Source organism: Mycolicibacterium brisbanense, assembly GCF_001570425.1.
Lineage (GTDB): Bacteria > Actinomycetota > Actinomycetes > Mycobacteriales > Mycobacteriaceae > Mycobacterium > Mycobacterium brisbanense.
On record NZ_BCSX01000039.1, the window covers coordinates 294,657 to 319,090 of the forward strand.

Annotated in this window: 21 protein-coding genes; 13 read left to right on the forward strand and 8 right to left on the reverse strand. The window is 68.2% G+C overall.

Annotation, left to right across the window (positions count from 1 at the left end; genetic code table 11):
* Positions 1 to 5: 5 nt before the first annotated feature.
* Both RMCB_RS22335 and RMCB_RS22340 read left to right on the forward strand, forming a co-directional pair.
* The gene (locus RMCB_RS22335) at positions 6 to 1,334 is read left to right on the forward strand and encodes a hypothetical protein (protein ID WP_201028332.1); all 1,329 of its coding nucleotides are present in this window, start codon (positions 6 to 8) and stop codon (positions 1,332 to 1,334) included.
* Positions 1,331 to 2,419 carry a hypothetical protein gene (locus RMCB_RS22340; RefSeq protein WP_062830506.1) on the forward strand — a complete coding sequence of 363 codons (1,089 nt, stop codon included), beginning with the start codon at positions 1,331 to 1,333 and terminating at the stop codon, positions 2,417 to 2,419. Before RMCB_RS22335 ends, RMCB_RS22340 begins: the two co-directional genes overlap by 4 nt.
* A gap of 10 nt (positions 2,420 to 2,429) precedes the next feature.
* Here the strand turns inward: RMCB_RS22340 and RMCB_RS22345 are convergent, their stop codons facing one another.
* From RMCB_RS22345 to RMCB_RS22355, 3 genes are all read right to left on the reverse strand, one after another.
* Positions 2,430 to 3,767, reverse strand: a complete 1,338-nt coding sequence (locus tag RMCB_RS22345; protein ID WP_062830550.1) for an alpha/beta hydrolase — start codon at positions 3,765 to 3,767, stop codon at positions 2,430 to 2,432.
* Between the two features lie 74 nt (positions 3,768 to 3,841).
* Positions 3,842 to 7,168 carry a bifunctional lysylphosphatidylglycerol synthetase/lysine--tRNA ligase LysX gene (lysX, locus tag RMCB_RS22350; RefSeq protein ID WP_062830507.1) on the reverse strand — a complete coding sequence of 1,109 codons (3,327 nt, stop codon included), beginning with the start codon at positions 7,166 to 7,168 and terminating at the stop codon, positions 3,842 to 3,844.
* A gap of 70 nt (positions 7,169 to 7,238) precedes the next feature.
* Positions 7,239 to 7,625 carry a DUF1844 domain-containing protein gene (locus RMCB_RS22355; RefSeq protein ID WP_029368265.1) on the reverse strand — a complete coding sequence of 129 codons (387 nt, stop codon included), beginning with the start codon at positions 7,623 to 7,625 and terminating at the stop codon, positions 7,239 to 7,241.
* Positions 7,626 to 7,857: 232 nt separating this feature from the next.
* On the opposite strand from RMCB_RS22355, the gene infC reads away from it, so the two are divergent.
* From infC to RMCB_RS22375, 4 genes are read left to right on the forward strand one after another with little or no spacing between them, the layout of a single operon-like run.
* Complete coding sequence (gene infC / locus RMCB_RS22360) at positions 7,858 to 8,490, forward strand: translation initiation factor IF-3 (protein ID WP_062830508.1); 633 nt, start codon at positions 7,858 to 7,860, stop codon at positions 8,488 to 8,490.
* Positions 8,491 to 8,496: 6 nt separating this feature from the next.
* The gene (gene rpmI / locus RMCB_RS22365; protein ID WP_062830509.1) at positions 8,497 to 8,691 is read left to right on the forward strand and encodes a 50S ribosomal protein L35; all 195 of its coding nucleotides are present in this window, start codon (positions 8,497 to 8,499) and stop codon (positions 8,689 to 8,691) included.
* Positions 8,692 to 8,725: 34 nt separating this feature from the next.
* Positions 8,726 to 9,115: a 50S ribosomal protein L20 gene (rplT, locus tag RMCB_RS22370; protein WP_029368260.1), complete on the forward strand. Its 390-nt coding sequence runs from the start codon at positions 8,726 to 8,728 to the stop codon at positions 9,113 to 9,115.
* A gap of 2 nt (positions 9,116 to 9,117) precedes the next feature.
* The gene (locus RMCB_RS22375; protein ID WP_062830510.1) at positions 9,118 to 9,909 is read left to right on the forward strand and encodes a TrmH family RNA methyltransferase; all 792 of its coding nucleotides are present in this window, start codon (positions 9,118 to 9,120) and stop codon (positions 9,907 to 9,909) included.
* A gap of 72 nt (positions 9,910 to 9,981) precedes the next feature.
* Here the strand turns inward: RMCB_RS22375 and RMCB_RS22380 are convergent, their stop codons facing one another.
* The 4 genes from RMCB_RS22380 to RMCB_RS22395 are packed head-to-tail and all read right to left on the reverse strand — an operon-like array spanning position 9,982 to position 14,929.
* Complete coding sequence (locus RMCB_RS22380) at positions 9,982 to 11,373, reverse strand: GntP family permease (RefSeq protein ID WP_084388579.1); 1,392 nt, start codon at positions 11,371 to 11,373, stop codon at positions 9,982 to 9,984.
* Positions 11,374 to 11,379: 6 nt separating this feature from the next.
* Positions 11,380 to 12,009 carry a bifunctional 4-hydroxy-2-oxoglutarate aldolase/2-dehydro-3-deoxy-phosphogluconate aldolase gene (locus tag RMCB_RS22385; RefSeq protein ID WP_062830511.1) on the reverse strand — a complete coding sequence of 210 codons (630 nt, stop codon included), beginning with the start codon at positions 12,007 to 12,009 and terminating at the stop codon, positions 11,380 to 11,382.
* Positions 12,006 to 13,613, reverse strand: coding sequence for an N-acyl-D-amino-acid deacylase family protein (locus tag RMCB_RS22390; protein WP_062830512.1), 1,608 nt, complete (start codon positions 13,611 to 13,613; stop codon positions 12,006 to 12,008). Before RMCB_RS22390 ends, RMCB_RS22385 begins: the two co-directional genes overlap by 4 nt.
* A gap of 5 nt (positions 13,614 to 13,618) precedes the next feature.
* Positions 13,619 to 14,929, reverse strand: coding sequence for an amino acid deaminase (locus RMCB_RS22395; RefSeq protein WP_062830552.1), 1,311 nt, complete (start codon positions 14,927 to 14,929; stop codon positions 13,619 to 13,621).
* Positions 14,930 to 15,052: 123 nt separating this feature from the next.
* Between RMCB_RS22395 and RMCB_RS22400 the strand changes: the two genes are divergently transcribed.
* The 3 genes from RMCB_RS22400 to RMCB_RS22410 are packed head-to-tail and all read left to right on the forward strand — an operon-like array spanning position 15,053 to position 17,306.
* A complete protein-coding gene (locus RMCB_RS22400; protein WP_062830513.1) occupies positions 15,053 to 16,108 on the forward strand; it encodes a sugar kinase in 1,056 nt (351 codons plus the stop codon).
* A 4-nt stretch (positions 16,109 to 16,112) separates the two neighbouring features.
* Positions 16,113 to 16,862, forward strand: coding sequence for an IclR family transcriptional regulator (locus tag RMCB_RS22405; RefSeq protein WP_062830514.1), 750 nt, complete (start codon positions 16,113 to 16,115; stop codon positions 16,860 to 16,862).
* A gap of 39 nt (positions 16,863 to 16,901) precedes the next feature.
* Entirely contained in the window at positions 16,902 to 17,306 is a 405-nt protein-coding gene (locus RMCB_RS22410; RefSeq protein ID WP_029368249.1) for a RidA family protein, read from the forward strand.
* 4 nt (positions 17,307 to 17,310) lie between these two features.
* Here RMCB_RS22410 and RMCB_RS22415 read toward each other — a convergent pair whose 3' ends face one another.
* Positions 17,311 to 18,345, reverse strand: coding sequence for an oxygenase MpaB family protein (locus tag RMCB_RS22415; RefSeq protein WP_062830515.1), 1,035 nt, complete (start codon positions 18,343 to 18,345; stop codon positions 17,311 to 17,313).
* Between the two features lie 232 nt (positions 18,346 to 18,577).
* Here RMCB_RS22415 and RMCB_RS22420 point away from each other — a divergent pair, with 232 nt between their 5' ends.
* The 4 genes from RMCB_RS22420 (at position 18,578) to argC (ending at position 24,421) form a co-directional block, all read left to right on the forward strand.
* Positions 18,578 to 19,492, forward strand: coding sequence for an adenylate/guanylate cyclase domain-containing protein (locus RMCB_RS22420; RefSeq protein WP_029368246.1), 915 nt, complete (start codon positions 18,578 to 18,580; stop codon positions 19,490 to 19,492).
* 171 nt (positions 19,493 to 19,663) lie between these two features.
* On the forward strand, positions 19,664 to 20,707 hold the full coding sequence (gene pheS / locus RMCB_RS22425; RefSeq protein ID WP_062830516.1) for a phenylalanine--tRNA ligase subunit alpha: 1,044 nt from the start codon (positions 19,664 to 19,666) through the stop codon (positions 20,705 to 20,707).
* Positions 20,707 to 23,187 carry a phenylalanine--tRNA ligase subunit beta gene (gene pheT / locus RMCB_RS22430; RefSeq protein WP_062830517.1) on the forward strand — a complete coding sequence of 827 codons (2,481 nt, stop codon included), beginning with the start codon at positions 20,707 to 20,709 and terminating at the stop codon, positions 23,185 to 23,187. Before pheS ends, pheT begins: the two co-directional genes overlap by 1 nt.
* A 199-nt stretch (positions 23,188 to 23,386) precedes the next feature.
* The gene (argC, locus tag RMCB_RS22435; protein WP_109784380.1) at positions 23,387 to 24,421 is read left to right on the forward strand and encodes an N-acetyl-gamma-glutamyl-phosphate reductase; all 1,035 of its coding nucleotides are present in this window, start codon (positions 23,387 to 23,389) and stop codon (positions 24,419 to 24,421) included.
* Positions 24,422 to 24,434 lie beyond the last annotated feature (13 nt).

Genomic DNA, 24,434 nt, shown 5'->3' on the forward strand with positions numbered 1-24,434 from the left:
TGCTGGTGAGCATCGGGTCGGACGCGACGACGGCACGGACCGTGGTGGGTTCGGCGCAGCCGCGTCGCGCGGTGATCGAGCGGGCCTGGCGCTCCATCGGCCCGGGCGTCGAGGTACTCAGTGGTGACGACGGCGGCCCGTTGCGTCGGACCGTCAAACGGATCATCGATCCACTCGTGCTGCGGTTGCGCAGCAATACCCAGTTCTCGGCTCCGGTGCTGGACCCTGCCGTGGCCGCCGAGATGCACGACACCATCGCCGCCCACGCGCCGCAATTGCGGGCCACCGCGGACTGGTTCGTGATGCTCAAGGCGCAACGGCGGCAGCAGCGCATCACTTCGGGAAACGCTCAGGAGCTGTACTTCCCGGTGTGTTTCGAGTTGGCGGTTACGCGGGGAACCCCCGGCGTCGACGATGAGCAGACTGCGGCGAGCGTGCTGCGCGACATCCATCAGGGCCGCGACCGTACCGGAATCGAAGCGCTCAACGCGCATCTCGACGATCCGCAGGTGATCGCCCGGTTGTCTCGGCAACTCGAGCGCAGCTGGCGCGACGTGCACCCGAACGGTGCCATGACCGGACCGTTCTTCGCGGGCCTGGCGACCGTGCTCGGTCCGGCGGACAGTCATCGCGAGACTGTGTCCAGGCAGCGGGTGTGGTCGGCGCTGATCGCCGATGCCACCCCCTACAACCTCGGTGCGACGGCGCATACCGAGCCCGACTCGCTGCCGTGGCCCATCGTCGAGGTCGGTCTGAGTTCCATTGCGCCGCAAGAGATTCCGTCAGTCGACGGGGTGGCGGTCGGTGATCGCCCGCTGGACCGCACTGTCGCCGACCGGGTCCGGGCCACCCTGCGCCGTGCGCTGGACCGCGACGAACTTCCCGACGTTCCGTTGTTGTGCGCCGAGGAGGTCGACCGGGCTTGCGCGCCATGGGGTCTGCTCGCCGAAGACAAGCAGGCGGTGCTGCTGACCGGTATCGAGGTGGCCGGCGATTTGCGGCCGCTTTCGGCCCCGGCGTCGGTGCGCTACGAGTTGTCGGCGCGGATCCAGTCCCGGCTCGCCAAGGAGGCCTACGTGCTGCACGCGCGCCGCTACCTGGCCGGCAGTGAGGCGATTCATCCGCGGCAGCAACAGGTTGTCGATGATCTGGCGGCATTCGCCCGCCCGTATCTGAGCAGGCTGTGGGCCCGGCTGCACGGCCGGGACGTGTGGCAGGAATCCTGTGAGGACATCGACGACGTCCGTGCGCTGCTGGAGGGCGTGGCGCGGTCGGTGAGCCTGGACCATCGCCAGCGGATCAAGGCGATGCTGGAAGTGCAGGTGGCCGGATGAAGCTCGACATCGAATCCGGGCTGTGGAGCACCGGAACGCTGAGCGAGCCGGCCCCACTGGTGGCCACGCTCGAGGTCAGTGGTGCCGTGCTGTCGTGGGTGGTCGACGGCGCGGCCCCGCCCGTCATCACGTTCACCGATCACCTCCGGGCTGACTGGCTATGGCGCATCGTCGGGGAAGAGGGTCACGTCGCGGTCGTCGAAGCCCTGCGCGACGCCACGGAGGGTGAGGCGCGAGCCGTCGACCTGCCCGGGGTTGCGGTGCTGCCCGGCTCCGCGGACGCGCTGCGGCGGTTGGCCTTCGGGCACTGGCTGCGGCGGTGGTGGCCCACCAGCGATCGCGACGGTATCGCGGCTCTTGACCGCGCGGTACTGGATGCCGAACTCGCGGTGTCGACCGTGGCGGCCGAGGACTTCTTCACCGACGACACGCTGGATTCCGACGTCGATGGCCTGCTGGCTCCGCATCTGTCCGCTCTGGATATCCTTGCCACACAAGGAGATCCCCGCGTGGCCACGCTGGTGGACCGATGCCGTGAGCTGGCCGAGGACATCGGCCTCGGCTGGGACGTCGCCGAGCCGACGCGACGTCGGTCCGACTACGCGCTGGCCGCCGGTGCTGCCGAGGCGCGGCGGGACGCTACGGCGATCGCCGAGGGAGTCTCGACGGTGAATTGGACGGCGGTGCCGCCGGGTATTTTCGACGCTGCCGAGCAGACCGTCGACTGGACCGTGGTACCCGCCGGGTCGTCGGTGAATTGCCTTGTGCAGGTGGCTGTGTGCGGTCCCGACCACCCCGCCGGCATTGCCGCGGCGGTCCGCTGCGGAGACTATCGTGGCGCGGGCGTGCTCGACGCCGACGGGCATGCGACCCTTGCCGTACGCGGCGCGGACGGCGCCGAGTTGCCGGAGTCGCACGCATGGAACCTGGACTGGTCACCGGTCGAGGTGGCCATCGGGGCGGCCGGTGCCGGTGAGCCGCAACATGTTCGGGACCGGGTGCGGGCCTTCGCGCGGAACCGGCTCGCCGCGGTCGCTGCCGACGCGTACCTCGCCGAGGTGCTCGCCGCCGAATCCGACTACTGAGCCGCCGGAGTCACCTGGCGGCGGTCTGCACGTAGGTGGCCGAGCGCGGGGTCGACGGCAGGCCCACAGTGGGTACCTGCGGTGTGCCGATGGCCCCGGCCAGCCACGGCAGCGATGCGGCGAACGCGTTGGAGGCGAACGGCCAGTCGTGGGTTCCCGGCTGACTCACCACGGCGCAGGCGATTCCGTGCGCCGAGCCCAGCGCGCACAGTGTGTCGGCGGCCCTGGCCTGGTCGCTGACCTTGTTGACCCTGGTGGTCGACGGCGCGTTGTTCACGTCGAACCAGCCGGCCAAACCTCGATACTGACCGTGGCGGTTGATGACCGTGGCGGGATCGAACGCGTCCCATGCCGCCTTGTTGCCGCCGAACAGTCGGTCGATGGTCTGCGCTTTGTTGCCCGAGTTGGGTCCGATGTCGCCTGCGATGTCGACGAACGCGCTGAACAACTCGGGGTGCATCACCGATACGTCGACGGCGCACGTGCCGCCCATCGACCAGCCCACCACGCCCCAGTTGGCGGCCAGCGGGCTGACCCCGTAGTGGGTGTTCATGAACGGGATCACGTCCTTGGTGAGGTGGTCGGCGGAGTTGCCGCGCGGCCCGTTGACGCATTCGGTGTCGTTGTTGAAGGCGCCGCCCGGGTCCACGAACACCAGCACCGGTGCGTAGCCGCGGTGGGCGCGGGCGAATTCGTCCAAGGTCTTGACCACGTTGCCGGCGCGCATCCAGTCCGCCGGGGTGTTGAACTCGCCGCCGATCATCATCACGGTCGGCAGCTTCGGCGCAGGGTTGCTCATGAACCACGCGGGTGGCAGGTAGACGTACTCGCCGCGGTGCTTGAAGCCCGAGGCGCTGTTGCCGGTCTCCACCGGCACCACCGTGCCGCGCAGCGGGACGGTACCTTCGCGCTGCATCGCGGCGACCGTCACTTCGTCGGTCTGGTCGGGCAGCGGACCCGCCGTCATCTGGTTCCACAGCGTCTGCACCCATGGGAAGTAACCGACCCACAGGTTCAGCGCCAGCGCCGCGCACAGCAAGCTCATCGGGACCGCAAGCGTCGATACGCCGCGCCGCCACCATCGGCTGCCGCGCCACCCCGCCAGCAGGACCACGACGGCTGCGCCGGTGATCGCCACCCACACCCACAACGACCTGGGCGCAGGGTTGCTCCGGTCGGAAATACCTTCGCTCTGGATGTACCAGTACGTGCTGACGGCGAGCACACCGCCGACGCCCGCAGCCACCGGCAGCCAGATCAGCCACCACCTGCGGGTCCGCAGACCGACCGCCGCGATGAGCACAATTGCGGTCACGACCTGCACTGTTATCGGGACCCAGCCGTGCATCAAGGACAGATGGTGGGTGAAGGTCACCAGCCAATCCTGATCAAAGATTCTTGTGGTTTCCTGTGAGCGGGCTGCTAACGGGGTTTGGCCAGCGGGAACGGCAGAGTTTCCCGGATGCTGCGCCCGGTGATCAGCATGACGACCCGGTCGACGCCCATGCCGAGGCCGCCGGTCGGTGGCATGGCGTACTCCATCGCCTGCAGGAAGTCCTCGTCGAGCTCCATTGCCTCGGGGTCGCCACCGGCCGCCAGCAACGATTGTTCCTGCAGGCGACGGCGCTGTTCGACGGGGTCGGTGAGCTCGCTGTACGCCGTGCCGAGCTCGACGCCCCAGGCCACCAGATCCCAGCGTTCGGCCACGCCGGGGATGCTGCGATGCGGCCGGGTGAGCGGGGACACCGAGGTGGGGAAGTCCTTGTAGAACGTCGGCTCGGTGGTGCGGTCCTCGACGAGATGCTCGTACATCTCCAGCACGACCGCCCCGGCGTCCCAGTGGCTCAGGTAGCCGATATCGGCCGCCTTGCACAGCTTCCGCAGAGTGTCCACATCGGTTTCGGGGGTGATGTGTTCGCCGAGGGCCTCGGAGATGGCGTCGTGCACGGTTATGACCGGCCACTTTCCGGAGATGTCCACCGGCTCGAGCACGCCGTCGGCGCGTGGCCGCAAGAACACCTGGGCGCCGTTGGCCGCCTGCGCGGCGTTCTGGATCAGCTCGCGGCATCCGTCGATCCACACGTTGTAGTCGGCGTGCGCCTGGTAGGCCTCCAGCAGGGTGAACTCGGGGTTGTGGCTGAAGTCCACCCCCTCGTTGCGAAACGCCCGGCCCAGCTCGAAGACCCGCTCGACACCGCCGACGCAGAGCCGTTTGAGATACAGCTCGGGTGCGATCCGCAGATACAGGTCCAGGTCGTAGGCGTTGATGTGGGTGAGGAACGGTCGGGCGTTCGCGCCGCCGTGGATCTGCTGCAGAATCGGAGTCTCGACCTCAAGGAAATCCTTGGCGTACAACGTCTGCCGGATGGCCTGCAGGGCGCCGCTGCGGGCCCGGATCAACTCGCGGGCGTCGGTGTTGACGGCCAGGTCCACGTAGCGGGCCCGCACGCGGGCTTCCTGGTCCGTCAGGCCCTTCCACTTGTCCGGCAGCGGGCGCAGGCATTTGCCGATCAACCGCCACTTCTCGACCAGCAGCGAGCGGGTTCCGTTGCGGCTGCGGCCCATCGTGCCGGTCACCTCGATCAGGTCACCGAGGTCGATCGCGGCGGTGAACTTCCCGGTGCCTCCGTCCAGGCGCGAATCGTCCAGCAGCAACTGGACTTCCCCGGACCAGTCGCGCAGCTGGGCGAACAGCACGCCGCCATAGTCGCGGATGCGCAGGATCCGGCCCGCGACGCTGAGGTTTTCGGTGTCGTCCGCCGCCACTGCCGCAGCGACGGTATGCGTGGGCGCCTGGCCGACGGGATAGGCCTCGACTCCGCTGTCCTGCAGCGCCCTGAGCTTGGCCATGCGCACCCGGACCTGTTCGGGCAGGCGCGCCAGCTCCGCCTGTCCCGACGCGGCCGTCGCGAGATCGCCGACGTCGGGCGCACTTCCGTCGTGGTGCAGCCGGCCGGACTCCACCAGGTTCGCCGGCGCGGCGACGTGCTCACCGGTGTGCTGCTTGTTGCGCCGGGAGAACGGCAGCACCAGGAAGCCCTCGGCGATCACCGACGCGACGCCGACCCGAGGGATCAGCCGAGCTTCCTCGTAGCACGCGTAGCGCGGTACCCATTCGGGTTGGTATTTCATGTTCGAGCGGTACAGGGTCTCCAGCTGCCACCAGCGGGAGAAGAACACCAGCAGCCCGCGCCAGAGCCGGGCCACCGGCCCCGCACCCAGCTGCGCGCCCTGCTCGAACGCCGAGCGGAACATCGCGAAATTCAACGAAATGCGGCTCACACCAATGGTTTCGGCCTGCATGCACAGTTCGCTGACCATCAATTCGATGGTGCCGTTCGGCGACTGCGGGGAGCGCCGCATGACGTCGAGCGAGACACCGTTGGCGCCCCACGGCACCAACGACAGCATCGCCACCACGGCGTCCTTCTGGCCGTCGTGCTGAATCGCCTCGACCAGCAGGCAGTCACCGTCTGCCGGGTCGCCGAGCCGGCCCAGTGCCATCGAGAAGCCGCGCTCGGTCTCGGTGTCGCGCCACGCGTCGGCGTTGCGGATCACCTCGGCCATCTCGGCGGCGGACAGCTCGCGGTGCCGCCGGATCCGCACCGAGGCGCCCGCCCGTTTGGCGCGGGTGACGGCCTGGCGTACTCCGCGCATGTCCGATCCCGACAACCGGAAGCTCTCCGGATGCAGGATGGCTTCGTCACCGAGTTGCAGCGCGTTGAGACCCGCTGCGCGGAATGCTTCGGCGGCAGTGGAACTCGCGCCCATCACCCCGGGTGCCCAACCGTAGGTCTGGCACAACTGCAGCCAGGCTTCGATGGCCTGTGGCCAGGCCTTCGGATCGCCCAGTGGGTCGCCGCTCGCCAGGCACACCCCGACCTCGACGCGGTAGGTGATGGCTGAGCGTCCGCTCGGCGCGAACACCACCGACTTGTCCCGGCGGGTCGCGAAGTATCCCAGCGAATCGTTCTTCCCGTACAGCTCGAGCAGTCCGCGGATCGCGGACTCGTCCTCTCCCGTCAGCGCATTGGCCGCGCGTTGCGACTGAAACAGCACCACCGCCGCGGCCATCAGCGCCAGGGCGCCGAACAACCCGAACACCGCGTTGAGGAACGGGTGCGAATAGCCCTCGAACACCTCGGTCGGCACCGTCGCGAACCCGCTGACCCGGTTGATCGCATACGGCAACCGCGCGCTGGTGTCGAGGGTCCCGGGGAACAGGGTCAGCAGACCCCACGCCGCCAGGATGCCGATCGCCATGCCGGCCAGCAGCACCACGGCCGATTTGAGGAGGGCACCGCGACGGACCTTGGCCCAGAACTGCTTACGCGCCAACACCAGGCAGACGATGGCGGTGACGTGGAACACCATGCCGATGATCTCGCCGACGTCCTCGCCCATGGTGTCGGTGTCGCCCCCGGCAACCAGGTCGCCCAGGTTCCAGCCGACCGCGCCGACCATGTAGAGGACCAGGATCCACCACGCGATGCGCTTGCGGGCCGCCAGCGCGGCCGCCAACAGGGTCAGGACGAAGGCCCAGGCGAAGCTGGTGTCAGGGAAGTTGAACAGATAGTCGTTGACGAACTCCCGCGGCACCTTGATGATCCAGCGCACCAGGGGAGAGACGCTCGCGATGAGCGAGAGCGTGGCGATGACGCCGACCGTCCAGCCCGCGGCGGCCGGAACCCAAGAGAATCGGGTGGTTGGCCGCATCGGCGTGCGACTGGCGCGGCTGAGAACGGTCATATGCCCGGAGGATAGGCGGTCAACTTGGAAAGTTGATGGAACACCGGCCGCGCCGGACCGGCGTCATCGTTCACCAGACCGGGCCCGTGTACTTCTCACCGGGGCCTTTGCCCGGTTCATCCGGCGCCGCGCTGGCTTCGCGGAACGCCAGTTGTAGGCTCTTGAGGCCGTCGCGGACCGGGCCGGCGTGCGGCCCGAGGTACTCGGCCGAGGCCGTCACCAGACCGGCCAGCGCGGTGATCAGGCGGCGGGCCTCGTCGAGGTCGCGGTGCGGGCTTTCGTCGGGATCGGGCGCGGACAACCCGATCTTCTCGGCAGCGGCGCTCATCAGCATGATCGCCGCGCGGGTGATCACTTCCACCGCCGGGACCTCAGCGAGGTCACGAACGGCGGAGCCGGTCAGATCGCCGGAGCCCTGCTCCTGCGCTGCGTCGGGCGTTACTGTCGGATCGGTCATACCTGGTAGAGTGTCATGCGCGACCGTCCCGGCATACGCCAGGGACAGTAAGTGGAGTCCCACTCCCACCGTTGGCCACACTGGTTCAGCGGTCCGGTCACCGGCGTCCCAGGATGCCGGTTCTGTGCTTCAGTATTGGGGCGCGGGCGGTGAAAACCGTGATCGGTCGGCATGGGCCCTGCTGTGAGCAGGGCTTTCGCTCTTTTGAGCGCTGGTGGCGTGGGCTCCTGAAGTGGACAACATAGGAGGCCCCATCAGCACTGAGACCCGCGTCAACGAGCGCATCCGCGTACCCGAAGTCCGCCTGATTGGACCAGGTGGTGAGCAGGTAGGCATTGTGCGCATCGAAGACGCCCTCCGCGTCGCCGCGGATGCCGATCTCGACCTTGTGGAAGTAGCCCCGAACGCCAGACCTCCGGTCTGCAAGATCATGGACTACGGCAAGTACAAGTACGAGACGGCTCTGAAGGAGCGCGAGTCTCGCAAGAACCAGCAGCAGACCGTCGTCAAGGAACAGAAGCTGCGTCCCAAGATCGACGATCACGACTACGAGACGAAGAAGGGCCACGTGGTCCGCTTCCTCGAAGCCGGGTCGAAGGTCAAGGTGACCATTATGTTCCGCGGACGTGAGCAGTCGCGGCCCGAACTGGGATACCGCCTGTTGCAGCGGCTGGGCGCCGACGTTGCCGAGTACGGCTTCGTCGAGACGTCCGCCAAGCAGGACGGCCGCAATATGACGATGGTGCTGGCCCCGCACCGCGGCGCGAAGACTCGCGCCAAGGCGGCGGAGCAGGCCGAGCGCCCCGGCGGGCAGCAGGCCGCACCCGAAGAACCAGACGTTTCACCGAATTCAACACAGAACTGAGGACTCATGCCCAAGGCGAAGACCCACAGCGGTGCCTCCAAGCGGTTCCGCAAGACCGGTACCGGCAAGATCGTGCGGCAGAAGGCCAACCGTCGCCACCTGCTCGAGCACAAGCCGAGCAAGCGCACCCGCCGGCTTGACGGTCGTACCGTCGTGGCCGCCAACGACACCGGTCGTATCAACAAGCTGCTCAACGGCTAAGACCGCCCTCACCGAACGAGAATAGGAACACCCCATGGCACGCGTGAAGCGCGCACTCAACGCCCAGAAGAAGCGGCGCACAGTCCTCAAGGCCTCCAAGGGCTACCGGGGCCAGCGGTCCCGCCTGTACCGCAAAGCCAAAGAGCAGCAGCTGCATTCGCTGACCTACGCCTACCGGGACCGTCGCGCCCGCAAGGGCGAGTTCCGCAAGCTGTGGATCTCGCGTATCAACGCCGCGGCCCGCGCCAACGACATCACCTACAACCGCCTGATCCAGGGCCTCAAGGCCGCCGGTGTCGAGGTGGACCGCAAGAACCTCGCCGAGATCGCCGTGACCGACGCCGCTGCGTTCGCCGCGCTGGTCGAGGTGGCCAAGGCCGCTCTGCCTGAGGACGTCAACGCTCCTTCGGGTGAGGCCGCCTGACCATCAGTCCGCTCACCGAGCGAGCTGATCGCGTCGCCGCAGCCGTCAAGCTGCACCGCGCCGTAGCACGTCGCCGCGCCGCACGCTTTCTCGCCGAAGGTCCCAACCTCGTCGAGTCAGCGTTGCGGCGCGGACTTGTCTCCGAGGTGTTCGCCACGGCGGCGGCGCTCGACCGTTTCGCGGACCTGCTCGCCGGCGCCCCGGTGTACGAGGTCACCGAACGTGCGGCAAAGGCGTTGTCCGACACGGTCACCCCGGTGGGCCTCGTGGCGGTCTGTCGGCTCCCGGACGTCTCGCTCGACGACGTGCTAGCCGCCGCACCGCGCCTGATCGCCGTCGCCGTCGAGCTCTCAGAGCCCGGCAACGCAGGGACCCTCATCCGGGTCGCCGACGCGATGGGCGCCGACGCGGTGATCCTGGCAGGCAATGCCGTCGACCCCTACAACAGCAAGTGTCTGCGGGCGTCGGCAGGCAGCATCTTCTCCATACCCGTGCTCAGCGAAACCGATGAGACGGCGGCAGTGGCGCGGTTGCGTGACGCGGGCCTGCAGGTGCTGGCCACCACGATCGACGGCGAGATCAGCCTCTCCGCCCGAGAATTCGAGCGCGCACTGGCTGCGCCCACCGCCTGGCTCTTCGGGCCCGAAGCGCACGGGCTGCCAACGGAATTGGCGGCCATGGCCGATCATCGCGTGCACATCCCCATGCCCGGCAACGCCGAAAGCCTCAACATCGCCTCGGCCGCGTCGATCTGTCTGTACCAGAGCGCGCGAGCGGCCAGTTCCCAGCACTAGCGTTTCTACCGCGAGCAGACGCGCAGGTCCGCGACACGCCGCGGTTGGCGTACCCAGGTGCCTGTTCGCGGGTCAGATGGCCAGCCAGATCAAGCCGGCTACCGCGAAACCCACGACCGACAGGATGGTCTCAAGCACCGTCCAGGTCTTCAGCGTGTCCTTGACCGACATGTTGAAGTAGCGCGACACGATCCAGAACCCGCCGTCGTTGACGTGGCTGGCGATGATCGAACCCGCGGACACCGCCACCACGATCAGCGCGATCTGAGCGGGGCTGTAATGCCCTGCGCTGATGGAAGTCTCGATGATGCCCGCAGTGGTGACGATCGCCACGGTCGCCGAGCCCTGCGCGATCCGCAGCGCGCAACTGATCAGATAGGCCGACAGGATCACCGGCAGCCCCACTTCGGTCATCGAGTCGGCCAACGCCTTGCCGATCCCGGTGGCACGCAGCACCGCGCCGAAGAACGATCCCGCACCGACGACGAGCAGGATCATCCCGACGGGACGCAGCGACGCAGCGCTGATCTTGGCGATCTCGGGCGCGGAGATACCCCGCCGAATTCCCAGCAGATACAAGGCCAGCAGCACAGCGATGGTCAGCGCGATGGCCGGTGTGCCGATCAGGGTGAGGGTCGACCGCAGCCTGCCCTCCCTGAGAACCACGTCCGAGACGGTTGCCGCCAGGATCATGAGCATCGGCGCGAGAATGATGAACGCGATGAGGCTCACCGAGGGCGAATCGGCGGTATCGGCCTCTTCCTCCTCGGGAATCAATTCGTCGGGCACCTCCACCTGGACGCGCTTGCCGATCCAGGAGCCCCACACCACACCGCTGACGAACCATGCCGGAATACCGCACGCCAGCCCCATGATGATGAGCCAACCGAGGCTTACGTGCAGCAGTCCGGCGGCGGCGACTGGACCGGGGTGCGGCGGCAAGAACGCATGCGTCATGGACAGACCTGCCAGCATCGGCATCGCGTAGAGCACTAACGACTTTCCGCCGCGTTTGGCCGCCACGTACACCAACGGCGCGAGGATGAAGATGCCGATGTCGAAGAAGATGGGGATACCGAGGACCAGGCCGGTGACCCCCATCGCAAGCGGAGCGCCCTTGGGGCCGAACAGGTTCAGCAGCCGGGTGGTCAGCACGTCGGCGCCGCCGGAGCGTTCGAGCATGGCGCCAAGGACGGTGCCCAGCCCGATGATCACCGTGATGTGGCCGAGGATGCTGCCGAAACCCTTCTCCAACAGTGAATCCCCGGATTTGGCAGGCGTGCCGACCAGATCGGCCACCGAGATACCGGCGACCAGGGCGACCGCGATGCTCACCACGATCAGGGCGATGAACGGTTCCAGCTTGAGCTTGATGATCAACACCAGCAGCAGCGCGATGGAGACGGCGGCCAGGGTGAGCAGTCCGGAGGTGTCGTGCTGCAGCCAGTGCACCATCGTGCTCATGGCGATCTACGCGCCCATCGCGGAGACGAAAGTCGCCGCCCGGCTGGTGATTTCGGTCCAGTTGCCCGCGGCGACCTCGGCGGGCGGCACCACGCCGGTGCCTGCAGTCACCGCCAACGCGCCGGCGTCGAGATAGGACCGCGCATTGTCGGCATTGATCCCTCCCGACGGCACGAGGTCGACGTCGGGGTACGGGCCGTGCAGATCGGACAGATACTTCGGCCCCATGCTGCTGGCGGGGAAGATCTTCACCGCCGTGGAACCGAGATCGACGGCTTGCGCCACTTCGCTGGGGGTGAGTGCGCCGAGGAATACCGGGATGCCGTTGGCCACCGCCACCTCCGCGACGGCGGGGCGAAGCCCTGGCGTCACCAGGAACGCGGCCCCGGCGTCGATCGCCGCGCCGGCCTGCTCGGCGGTCATCACCGTGCCCACGCCCAGCAGGATGCCCGCTCGCGCGACGGCGTCGGCGCAGCGGCGGATGTGGTCGAGCACATTGGGTGTGGTGAAGGTGAGTTCGACGGTGCGGATGCCGCCGGCGGCGAGGGCATGGCACAGGTCGGCGGCGTCGGGAATGCTGTCGGCGCGCACCACGGTCAGCACTCGGTCGGCCCTGAGCGCGTCGAGTTCGGTCATCGAGTTCCTCCGTCTGGGTAGCGGCGCAGGGACCGTCCTGCCGTCGCACCGGTGAGTTCACCATCGTCGAGCGCCAATTGGCCCCGGACGAACACGTGGGTGAATCCCGCGGCGGCCTGCCGCGGCTGGTCGTAGGTCGCGGTGTCGGCGACCGTGTCGGGATCGAACAGCACCAGATCCGCGGCGAAGCCCTGGCGTACGAAACCGCGGTCGACCAACCGCAGTCGACGCGCGGGCCGACCACTCAGGTGGCCGACGCATTCCTCCAGCGACATCAGCCCGAGGTCGCGGCAATAGTGGCCGAGGTAGCGCGCGAAGGTGCCCCATCCGCGGGGGTGCGGTTTGGCGCCGATCAGCAGGCCGTCGCTGCCGCCGGTGTGCCGGCGATCTCGCATGATGGTTTGTACGTTCTCCTCGTGTCCGACGTGTTGCAGGATTCCACTGCCGAGTTGGTCCCGGAGCAGAATGTCGATGCACACGTCGAACGGGTCACGGCCCTCGGCCGCCGCGATGCCCGCAATCGTCTGTCCCACATAGTGATTCAACGACGAGTTCTGTACTCCGCTGATTTCGATGGTGTTCCACTCTGCGGTCACCCCGTGGCATCCGTCGGATCCGGTGACCTCCAGATGCTCGCGGATGCGTGCCAGTGCAGCACGATCGGTGAGCCGCGCCAGCGTCTCCTCGGTGCTGCCCGCCGACGCCCAGCTCGGCAGGATCGCCGACAGCGTGGTGGCCCCGGGCAGGTAGGGGTAGGTGTCCAGGCTGATATCGGCGCCCGCCGTGGCTGCGGCGTCGAGCATTGCCAGCAGTTCGGGAGCACGGCCCTTGTTCGGGCCGAAGTTCAGGGTGGCGTGCGCGAGATGCAGAGCGCAGCCTGACCGGATGGCGAGATCGATCATCTCCGCGTAGGCCTGCAGGGCACCCGCACCGTAGGAGCGGTGATGGGGGGAGAAGTACCCGCCGTGCGCGGCCACTGTGCGGCACAGGGCCAGTAGTTCGGCATTGTCGGCGTACATGCCTGGTGTGTAGGTGAGCCCGAGGGACAGACCGACCGCGCCCTCGGTCATCGCCTGGCTCACGATGCGTTGCATGTCGCCGATCTGAGCATCCGACGCCGGCGTGTCGTCCCAGCCGACGGTGAGGGCACGCACCACGCCGTGTGGCACGAGATAGGCCACGTTGGTGGCGATTCCGCGATCGAGCCGGTCGAGATACTCGCCGACAGAACGCCAGCCGAAGTCGAAATCGGCCGGATCGGAGTTCCACCCGGCGATCTTGCGCCGGACGACGGCGAGCACCTCGGACGTGACCGGCGCATAGGACAGCCCGTCCTGCCCGAGCACCTCGGTGGTCACGCCTTGGGTGATCCGTGACGGGTGCGTCGGATTCAGCAGAATCTGCAGGTCCGAATGGGCGTGCATGTCAATGAATCCCGGCGCGAGAACCAGCCCGGCCGCGTCGATCACCCGGTCCGCGTCGGCCGCGCTGTGGCCATCTCGATGGATCTCGGTGATGCGGTCGCCGTCGATGAGCACATCGGCCGTATACCGCGGTGTCTCAGTGCCATCGACGACGGTCGCGGCGCGGATGAGGGTGCGCATCGGACTCAGAAGTAGGTGCGGATGAGGTCGACGACGGGCGGATCGTCGCCCTCGCCGGCCAGCACCGGGATCCAGCGCCACTTGTCGAACGCCGTGCACGGGTGTGAAAGACCCAGCCGCACAACGTCACCGATGCGCAGATCGGAGTCCGGTGGGATACGCATGAACGCATGCTGATCGTTGACCGCGGTGATCGTCGCATCGGTGAGCGGGCGAGCCGGAGCCCCCAGCTCTGCGGCGACGAGCTGTGGGATCGGCAGTCCCTCGTCGAATGGCACGTCGCGTTTGCCCGCGTCGAGCAGCGCCAGGCCGGGTTCGGGTCGCGACACCACGCGGGCCCACGTGTGCATCGCCGACCGCAGCGCATAGTGGTGTTCCGGATCCCGTGCGAACGGCGTGATCCCGGTATAGAACCCGTCGTCGTGGATGATCGCGGCACCCGCGCGGACCACCACGTGGGTCCGGCCACCGGCCAGCGGCGCCAGAATATCGGCGACAACGTCGAAATACGCGCTGCCGCCTGCGGTCACATACACCTCACCGTCGGGCGGGTAGTGTCCCGCGGCCTCGATCCGGTTGTGCACGGCCGCCATGTCCTGCAGGTAAGTGCGCACCCGCGCCAAGGATTGCGGCGAAGGATCGTGTGCCAGCGCGCCCTCGTAGCCGGACACGCCTGCCACCCGCAGCACGGGGCTTGCGGCAATCCGCTCGGCGACCGCCGTCGCCTCCTCGACCGTGCGTGCTCCGGTTCGTCCGCCTGCTGCGCCGAGTTCGACGAGCACCGGGATGGGCCGTGGGACCGGCACGTCGGTGAGCCCCCGCTCCATCGCATCGACGGTGCCGGGGGCGTCGGCCCAGGTGAGCACCTCCAGTTCGGGGTGCTCGGTCATCGCCTGGGCCAGCCACCGGAGCGCACCCGGATCCACCAGGGCGTTGGCCAGCTGGATACGCCGCACGCCGAAATGCACTCCCACGCGCACCTGGCTGGCCGTGGCCAACGTGACTCCCCATGCGCCACTGCGTATCTGCCGGTCCCACAGAACCGGCGACATCGTGGTCTTGCCGTGCGGCGCCAATTCGACACCGCGGTCGGCGCACCACTGCGCCATGGCAGCCGTGTTCGCCTCAAGCGCCGAATCGTCGAGCGTCATCACCGGTGTCATGAACGACGACAGTCGTGGTGCGGTGGCCAGGAACTCGGCGGTGGTGAGACCGGCCGCCGAAGCGGGCAGGGCCTTGTCCAGTACGGACAGTCGCTCGGCCGCCATGGCCTGCACCGCGTGGGCGTCCAGCGTCGGCTCACTGCGCGTCGTCATCGTCATTCCCCTGTATCTACCTGCTATGTTGCATATAGTGCAATCGAAGTTGCAAATTTTGGTGTGACATGTCTAACATGGCGCCGAACGCCGCGTCAATCCTCTACTCAGTGAAGGACGGCTGTGCAGCAACCGACCACAAACCCGGTCCGGGGCGTCGCATGCCTCGGTGAGCCGCTGGTGCTGACATCTGATGCGGATCCGCACCTGGCCGGTGCTCAAGCCGGACTGCACCTGGCCGGTGCTCAAGCCGGACTGCACCTGGCCGGTGCGGAAGCCAACGTGGCGGCCGGCCTCGTCGCCTGGGGCCTCCCAGCCGCCTTCGTCGGCCGCCTCGGCGACGATGATTTCGGCGCCTTGATCCGATCCGAGCTGATCGCCCGCGGGGTCGACGTGTCCGCGGTCGAGATCGACCCGACCCGGCCCACCGGGCACTACTCCAAGGTCACCGCGCCCGACGAGACCGGCGAGCCGCAAACAGTCAGCCGGTACACCAGATCCGGTTCGGCGGCCTCGGCGATGACACCGGCGTTCCTCGATTCGCCTGCCTTGGCGGCGGCCTTCGCGCACGCGTCGGTGGTGCACTGCAGCGGCATCACGGCGGCGCTGTCCGACACCTGCCTGGCGATGATGCGCCGGCTGCTGACCGACCGTCCCGGCATCACCGGACGGATGAGTTTCGACGTGAACTGGCGCGAACAGCTCTGGCCCGACGGTGATCCCGCGAAGGTGGTCGACCTGGCCAACCGTGCCGACCTGGTCCTGGTCGGCGCGGACGAGGCGCTGCGGGTGATGGGCACCGCCGACCCGGCAGAATTGCGTCGCATCCTGCCTGCACCGGCCACCCTGGTCATCAAGGACGGTGCCCGCCGGGCCATCGCCGTCGACCGCGCGGGCGCGACGATCATCGTGCCCGCGTTGAACGTCGAGGTGGTCGAACCGGTCGGGGCCGGCGACGCGTTCGCCGCCGGGTTCCTCGCCGGAGTTGTGCGCGGCGAGGATACGGCCACCTGCCTGCGTCGCGGCCACCTCGGTGCGGCGGTCACGTTGACCGTGGTCGCGGACTCGGCCCCGCCGCCGCCGGACGACCTGGCCCGGCAGCTGCTTACCTGCTCAGAACAGCAATGGGCGGCCACGACTGTCACCGCGTCGGGCATTTCCATGCAAGACGGGGTGTGATCACGTGAGCCAGAGCCTCGCCCGCGCACTGCATTTGCTGATCCACCTCGGCAATGGTCCGGCCACCCTGGACGAACTCGCCGCAGCCACCGACGTACACAAAACCACCGTGCTGCGCCTGCTGCGTACCCTGGCCGACGAGCGATTCGCCTTCCGCGATCACGACAACCGCTACCACCTCGGGTCACGGATCTTCGAGCTCGCCGAATACGGCGCCGACCAGCGCGAGATCCGGCAGATCGCCTCGCGCCACCTCGTGGATTTCAACCGCACCTACGGTCGCACCACGCACGTCGCCGCCATGGAAGGCGACAGCGTCGTCTACATCGACAAACTCGAATCGCACGACCTCATCAGGATGTACTCACGAATCGGCTTGAGCGCCAACCTGAATTCCACCGCCGTGGCCAAGGTGATCCTCGCCGACCTACCGGATGCCGAGCTGCGGCAGATCGTGGCGGGCATGGACTTCACCAAGCGCGCCGCCAACACCATCACCACCCCCGAGGAGTACCTGCGCGAGATCGAATCCGTCCGGGCCCAAGGCTGGGCGCAGGATCGCGAGGAGAACGAGCCGTCGATCAACTGCATCGGGGTGCCGGTGCGCGGCGCGTCCGGCAAGGTCGTTGCCGCGGTGTCGGTGTCGGTACCGGAGGTGGTGTTGCCCTTCGACCAATTGCTCGAGCTGCTCGAGCCCCTGCAGGCGGTATGCCAACGGATCTCCGCCGACTGCGGCTATCGGCCGCGCTCATGAGCCCATCACCGGGAAGCACGAAAAACGAGAGGTAGCACCATGTCTGACTCACAGGTCATCCGCACCGACGCCGCTCCGGCGCCTGCGCACACCTTCAGCCAGGGCATCCGCAAGGGCGGGCTGTTGCAGGTCTCCGGCCAGGGCCCGATGGATCCGGCGACCAACACCTACATCGGCGAGGGCGATGTCAAAGCGCAGACCCGCCGCACCCTGGAGAACGTCAAGGCCATCCTGGCCGCGGGCGGCGCAGGCGTCGACGACGTCCTGATGTTCCGGGTCTACCTCACCAAGCGCGAAGACTTCGCCGCCATGAACGAGGTATACGGCGAATTCATCGCCGAGAACGTCAAGTCCGACCAGCTGCCGTGCCGGACAACGGTATTCGTCGATCTGCCGCACGAAGTGATGCTGGTCGAGATCGACGCGCTGGCTGCCGTCGGCTGATCCGCTAGGCGGCGCTGGTTCGGCGCTGGGCCGGCTTCCTTGCCGGCCGCAGCACCGACAGTGAGAACGTCGTGTGCACCAGCGAACCTGCCCGGTCCAACAGCGTCCTGCGCTGCGGCAGATAGTGCATCGGCATACCGCGGCGATCGCGCGGCGGTGCCATGAAGCTCGGCGCCTCGACCAGGGGAGCATCGGCCGGGATCTTGCCCGACGCGCGCCGGTAGGCCGAGAGCGCGCGCGGATGCAGCCGGATTTCGTCGGGCACGGCCACGAAGGCCAGTTCGACGAGCTTGCCGAAGATCCGCAGCAGCACCTCGTCACCGGGAGTCCACCGCATCCCGGCCTTCTCCCGCAACGCCGGGTCGAACAGGCCGGCGGCGATCCACCGCTGCGCACCGACCAATGGTCGGAACAGTTGATCCCAGACCGGGGTCGGCATCAGGACGAACCAGGGTTTGGGAATCCGGATGTTGAAGATGTCGAGCGTGGCCCGGTTGATCTCGAGCTCGTCTCGGCACTTGGCGTCCCAGTACTCCTGGAAGTCCTCCCAGGTCTCGGGGACCGGCCGCATGCTCATGCCGTACATGCGGTACCACTGCACGTGCTCGTCGAACAGCTGACGTTTCTCGGCCTCGGTGAGCCCGCCGCAGAAGTACTCGGCGGTCTTGAGGATCAGCATGAAGAACGTGGCGTGCGCCCAGTAGAAGGTCTCCGGGTTCAGCGCGTGATAGCGCCTGCCCTCGGCGTCGACGCCTTTGATCGTGGTGTGGAAGGCCTTGATCTGCGCGCCGGTCTGGGCGGCCCGCTCGCCGTCGTAGACCACGCCCATGATCGGGTACACCGACCGCGCCACCCGCTGCAACGGTTCGCGCAGCAAAATCGAATGCTCCTCGACGCCGGCGCCCAGCTCGGGGTACATGTTCTGGATGGCGCCGATCCACACGCCGAGCATCCCGGTGCGCAGGTCGCCGAAGTATTTCCACGTCAGCGAGTCCGGGCCCAGTGGGTCCGACTCGGGGTTGGCTGCTCTCGCGGTCATCGTGTCCTCGTTGACTGGTCAATGACTCAGGCCGTGCGGTCTGCCACCCACGATAGTGATGACAACATGCGTTGTCTACGAACGCGCGGCGCGTCGCCGCGCACTGTTACGCGGTGGAAATCGGCTTGCCGCACGGGTGTGACCAGCGCAGTCACCGGCGCAGGCGGGAGTGTGAGCAAGCCTGCGCGCGGCGTGATTGCCGGTCCGCGGAAGCGCCACATACTCTTGCGCTGTGGATGGCGAATCGTTCGATGAACGATCCGGCCGCAACGGGGAAATCGATCAGCTGCCGGGTCGGTCCGGACCGGCTCAGGATCTGTCCGGCCCTCTGGGCTGGCTGCAACGGACCAATCACAATCCGGCGCTGATCGGGTTGGTCCGCAGGGTCCGCCGGGCACTGCCGGGAGACCCCGACTTCGGGGACCCGCTTTCGGCGGCGGGCGAAGGCGGCCCACGTGCCGCGGCGCGGGTGGCCGACCGGTTCCTGGACCGCGATGCGGCCTCGCGCGAGGTGAGCCTGGGCGCCCTGCAGGTATGGCAGGCGCTGACCGAACGGGTGTCGGGCACCCCGGCGAACCCGGAGGTGACGCTGGTCTTCACCGACCTCGTCGGCTTCTCGTCGTGGTCGCTGCGCGCCGGCGACGACGCGACGTTGCGGCTCTTGCGCCGGGTGGCCCAGGTGGTGGAACCGCCGTTGCTGGAAGCCGGCGGCCACATCGTCAAACGCATGGGCGACGGCATGATGGCGGTGTTCTCCGACCCGATCGTCGCGCTGAGAGCCGTGATCACCGCGCTCGAAGCGGTGAATTCCGTTGAGGTGGAAGGCTATACACCGCGTATGCGGGTCGGCATGCACACCGGGCGGCCGCAACGCATCGGATCGGACTGGCTCGGCGTGGACGTCAACGTCACAGCCCGGGTCATGGAACGGGCCACCAAAGGTGGTCTGATGCTGTCGAACACCACGCTCGACCTGATTCCGGCCGACGAGTTGAGTGCCCAGGGACTGACCGTCAAACGGCAACGGTGGCAGGTCTTTTCGCCTCGACCGGACGGGGTGCCCGACGACCTCGTCATTTACCGGGTGCGGCTGCCCCGGCAGACGCTCGTCGATGAACCCGACGACCAGGGCGTGCCCGGCGGGTGACACGCGGCTGAGGTCGACCTCCTCGCGGAGCGCGCCCGGGTGGATTTCCGCCGGAATTCCTTGTCGACGAGAGTGACGTGGCGCACGGTGCCGGACCGTCAGCCCAGCCGGCGGGGTAGCCCGCGGGAAACGCGTTCGAGGGGCGGCGAGGCCATCGCCTATGATCGCCGGGTGGCTCAGCAGCCCAGTGATCTCTCCGAAGAAGCCCTGACCAAAGCCGTCAGCGCGGCCCGGCATGCCTTCGAGCTGTCCGGTGACCTCGACGCGCTCGCCCGCGCCAAGACCGAGCACCTGGGGGACCGGGCGCCGATCGCACTGGCCCGGCAGGCGTTGGCGACACTGCCCAAGGAAGACCGCGCCGACGCCGGCAAACGCGTCAACGTTGCTCGCGGCGACGCGCAGCGCGCCTACGACGAGCGGTTGGCGGTGTTGCGCGCCGAGCGCGACGCAGCGGTCTTGGTGGCCGAACGGATCGACGTGACCCTGCCGTCGACGCGTCAGCCCGTCGGCGCGCGTCACCCGATCACCATCCTCGCCGAGAACGTCGCCGACACGTTCGTCGCCATGGGTTGGGAGTTGGCAGAGGGGCCCGAGGTCGAGACCGAACAGTTCAACTTCGACGCGCTGAACTTCCCGCCGGACCATCCCGCCCGCAGCGAGCAGGACACCTTCCAGATCGCGCCTGACGACTCCCGTCAGGTGCTGCGTACCCACACCTCACCCGTGCAGATCCGGGCCCTGCTGGAACGCGAACTGCCGGTCTACATCGTCTCGATCGGGCGCACCTTCCGCACCGACGAACTGGATTCCACCCACACCCCGGTGTTCCATCAGGTGGAGGGCCTCGCGGTCGACAAGGGGCTGACCATGGCCCACCTGCGGGGCACCCTCGACGCGTTCGCGCGGGCCCAGTTCGGTCCGCAGGGCCGCACCCGGTTCCGGCCGCACTTCTTCCCGTTCACCGAGCCGTCGGCCGAGGTGGATATCTGGTTCCCCGACAAGAAGGGCGGACCCGGCTGGGTGGAGTGGGGTGGTTGCGGCATGGTCAACCCGAATGTGTTGCGCGCCTGCGGTATCGACCCCGACGAATATTCGGGCTTTGCCTTCGGAATGGGATTGGAGCGAACCCTGCAGTTCCGCAACGGGATTCCGGATATGCGTGACATGGTCGAGGGCGACGTCCGCTTCTCGCTGCCGTTCGGGGTGGGCGCCTGATGCGTGTTCCCTATAGCTGGTTGCGGGAGACGGTGCGCGCAGGCGCGCCCGGCTGGGACGTGTCGGCCGACGAACTCGAGCAGACGTTCATCCGCATCGGCCACGAGGTCGAGGAGATCATCCCGACCGGGCCGGTGAGCGGTCCGCTGACCGTCGGACGCGTCGCCTCCATCGAGGAACTCACCGAGTTCAAAAAGCCCATCCGCGCCTGCACGGTCGATGTGGGTGAGCCTGAGCCGCGGGACATCATCTGTGGTGCAAGGAATTTCGCGGTCGGCGATCTGGTGGTCGTCGCACTGCCCGGCACCACGCTGCCCGGCGACTTCACCATTGCCAAGCGCAAGACCTACGGGCGCACGTCGGACGGCATGATCTGCTCGGCGGCCGAGCTGAACCTCGGCACCGACCACAACGGCATCATCGTGCTGCCGCCCGGCACCGCCGAGCCGGGCACCCCGGCGGCAGAGCTGCTCGGCCTCGATGACGTGGTGTTCCACCTCGCGATCACGCCGGACCGTGGCTACTGCCTGTCGGTGCGCGGCCTGGCCCGGGAGATCGCCTGCGCCTACGACCTGGACTACGTCGACCCGGCTGATGTGCCGCCGCTGCCCGCCGAGGGTGAGGCGTGGCCCCTGACCGTGCAGCCGGGCACCGGCGTGCAGCGGTTCGGGCTCCGGCCGGTCACCGGTATCGACCCGGCCGCGGTGTCGCCGTGGTGGCTGCAGCGTCGCCTGCTGCTCAGCGGCATCCGGGCCATCTCTCCGGCCGTCGACGTCACCAACTACGTCATGCTCGAGCTCGGCCATCCGATGCATGCCCATGATCGCAGCCTGATCACCGGAGGGTTCGACGTCCGGTTCGCCCGCGACGGCGAGAAGGTCGTCACTCTCGACGACGTCGAGCGCACGCTGAACTCGGCCGACGTGCTCATCGTCGACGACGTCGCCACCGCTGCCATCGGCGGCGTGATGGGGGCGGGCACCACCGAGGTCCGCGACTCCACCACCGACGTACTGCTCGAGGCCGCGGTGTGGGACCCGGCCGCGGTGTCGCGCACCCAGCGGCGCCTGCACCTGGCCAGTGAGGCCGGACGGCGCTACGAACGGTCCGTCGACCCGGCGATTTCGGTTGCGGCGCTGGACCGCTGCGCGACCCTGCTGGCCGAGATCGCCGGCGGGACCATCGAGCCGACCCTGACCGACTGGCGCGAGGACGGCCGCACCGACTGGTCGCATCCTCCCATCGAGATCCCCGCGGATCTGCCCGATCGCACCGCCGGGGTCGACTACGCCGCGGGCACGACGGCTCGCCGGCTGACCCAGGTCGGCGCCGCGGTGACCGGCGGCGATCAGCTGACTGTCGTTCCGCCCAGTTGGCGGCCCGATCTGCGCCAGCGCGCCGACCTGGTCGAGGAGGTGCTGCGCCTCGAGGGGCTCGAACGGATTCCGTCGGTGCTGCCGGCGGCACCCGCCGGGCGTGGGCTCACCGCGGCGCAGAAGCGTCGCCGCGCGATCGGAAAGTCGTTGGCGCTGGCCGGCTTCGTCGAGATCCTGCCGACGCCGTTCCTGCCCGCCGGGGTGTTCGACACCTGGGGTCTGGCCGACGACGATCCCCGCCGCAACACCACCAAGGTGCTCAACCCGCTGGAGGCCGACCGACCCCAGCTGGCCACCACGTTGCTGCCCGGCTTGCTGGAAGCATTGGGGCGCAATGTATCCCGTGGGGCACCCGATGTGGCGCTGTTCGCCATCGCGCAGGTGGTGGAACCGACCGAACAGACCCGCGCCGTCGAGCGCATCCCCACCGACCGCAGGCCCACCGACGACGAGATCGCCGGGCTCGACGCGTCGTTGCCCCACCAGCCGCAGCACGTCGCCGCGGTGTTGACCGGCCTGCGGGAGCCTGCCGGGCCGTGGGGCCCGGGCCGCCCGGTCGAGGCGGCCGACGCCTTCGAAGCGGTCCGCGTGATCGGCCGGGCCGCGGGCGTGGAGTTCACCCTGCGCGCGGCCCAGGAGCTGCCGTGGCATCCCGGCCGCTGCGCCGAGGTGGTTGTCGGCGACACCGTCGTCGGCCACGCCGGTCAATTGCATCCGGCGGTCGTCGAGCGCAGCGGGTTGCCCAAGGGCACCTGCGCCGTTGAGTTGGACCTCGACGCCGTCCCCATCGTCGAGACGCTCCCCGCGCCGAGAGTGTCGCCGTTCCCGGCGGTGTTCCAGGACATCAGCGTGATCGTCGGTGACGAGACCGCCGCGGCGAGCGTGGTGGCCGCTGTGCGTGACGGGGCCGGTGAGCTGCTCGAAGACGTCAGACTGTTCGACGTGTACACGGGGCCGCAGATCGGGGAGGGCCGCAAGTCGCTCACTCTCGCCCTGCGTTTCCGGGCCGCCGATCGCACGCTGACCGAAGACGAGGCCAGCGCCGCGCGTGACGCCGCCGTCGCCGCCGCGGCCGAGCAGGTCGGCGCGGTCCTGCGCGGCTGACTTTTCTCGGCCTTTCTCGGCGAGCGTGCGTGTCTGCCGACGACACGCCGTGGAAAATGCCCATTGCGCGCACGCGCGAACCGCCGTCAACGTGCACATAACGTCGGTGCGCGTCGGCGTGTCGGGGCGCAGACCCGCACGCTCGCGCGGTTGGAGTAATGAGTTTGCATCTCACTGCATAACAATGCAGAATCGCTGCATGACGTCTGTAGCGGTGGCAGGCGCCAGCGGCTACGCCGGTGGCGAGATCCTGCGATTACTTCTCGGCCACCCCGCGTATGCCGACGGGCGCTTGACCATAGGCGCGCTGACCGCCGCGGCAAGTGCCGGCACTGCGCTGTCCGAGCATCACCCGCATCTGCTGCCGTTGGCCTCGCGGGTGCTCGAGGCCACCGACGCTGAGGTGCTGGCCGGCCACGACGTGGTGTTTCTCGGCCTGCCGCATGGATATTCGGCTGCCCTGGCCGAACAACTCGGCCCCGACACGCTGATCATCGACTGCGGAGCGGATTTCCGGCTCACCGACACCGCGGCGTGGGAGAAATTCTACGGATCGGCGCACGCCGGCAGCTGGCCCTACGGGCTGCCCGAACTGCCCGGTGCCCGTGAGAAGCTGCGCGGCACAAAGCGTGTCGCGGTGCCGGGCTGCTATCCGACCGCTGCCCTGCTGGCCCTGCTGCCTGCCGTCGCCGCCGACCTGATCGACCCGGCCGTGACCGTCGTCGCGGTCAGCGGCGCCTCGGGGGCAGGCAAGTCGGCGAAGGTCGACCTGCTCGGCTCGGAGATCATCGGGTCGGCACGGGCGTACAACATCGCGGGCAAGCACCGGCACACCCCCGAGATCGCCCAGGGGTTGCGCGCGGTGACCGACAAGGACGTCACCGTCTCGTTCACCCCGGTGCTGATCCCCACCGCGCGGGGCATCCTGGCGACCTGCACCGCACGCACCACCGCGTCGGAGTCCGAGATCCGGGCCGCCTACGAAAAGGCTTACGCCGCTGAGCCGTTCATTCACCTTCTGCCCGAAGGGCAGCTACCCAAGACCGGCGCGGTGATCGGCAGCAACGCCGCCCAGCTGGCGGTGGCCGTGGACGCCGAGGCGCAGACGCTCGTTGCCGTCGCAGCCATCGACAACCTGACCAAGGGCACCGGCGGCGCGGCGGTGCAGTCGATGAACCTGGCGCTGGGTTGGCCGGAGACCGAAGGACTATCGATCGTGGGAGTGGCACCGTGAGTTCTGCACAGTC

Coding starts and splice junctions, on each gene's coding strand:
- RMCB_RS22340 (WP_062830506.1), top strand. CDS start 1,331: ATGAAGCTCGACATCGAATCCGGGCTGTGGAGCACCGGAACGCTGAGC.
- RMCB_RS22345 (WP_062830550.1), bottom strand. CDS start 3,767: ATGCACGGCTGGGTCCCGATAACAGTGCAGGTCGTGACCGCAATTGTG.
- lysX (WP_062830507.1), bottom strand. CDS start 7,168: ATGACCGTTCTCAGCCGCGCCAGTCGCACGCCGATGCGGCCAACCACC.
- RMCB_RS22355 (WP_029368265.1), bottom strand. CDS start 7,625: ATGACCGATCCGACAGTAACGCCCGACGCAGCGCAGGAGCAGGGCTCC.
- rpmI (WP_062830509.1), top strand. CDS start 8,497: ATGCCCAAGGCGAAGACCCACAGCGGTGCCTCCAAGCGGTTCCGCAAG.
- rplT (WP_029368260.1), top strand. CDS start 8,726: ATGGCACGCGTGAAGCGCGCACTCAACGCCCAGAAGAAGCGGCGCACA.
- RMCB_RS22380 (WP_084388579.1), bottom strand. CDS start 11,373: ATGAGCACGATGGTGCACTGGCTGCAGCACGACACCTCCGGACTGCTC.
- RMCB_RS22385 (WP_062830511.1), bottom strand. CDS start 12,009: ATGACCGAACTCGACGCGCTCAGGGCCGACCGAGTGCTGACCGTGGTG.
- RMCB_RS22390 (WP_062830512.1), bottom strand. CDS start 13,613: ATGCGCACCCTCATCCGCGCCGCGACCGTCGTCGATGGCACTGAGACA.
- RMCB_RS22395 (WP_062830552.1), bottom strand. CDS start 14,929: ATGACGACGCGCAGTGAGCCGACGCTGGACGCCCACGCGGTGCAGGCC.
- RMCB_RS22410 (WP_029368249.1), top strand. CDS start 16,902: ATGTCTGACTCACAGGTCATCCGCACCGACGCCGCTCCGGCGCCTGCG.
- RMCB_RS22415 (WP_062830515.1), bottom strand. CDS start 18,345: ATGACCGCGAGAGCAGCCAACCCCGAGTCGGACCCACTGGGCCCGGAC.
- pheT (WP_062830517.1), top strand. CDS start 20,707: ATGCGTGTTCCCTATAGCTGGTTGCGGGAGACGGTGCGCGCAGGCGCG.
- argC (WP_109784380.1), top strand. CDS start 23,387: ATGACGTCTGTAGCGGTGGCAGGCGCCAGCGGCTACGCCGGTGGCGAG.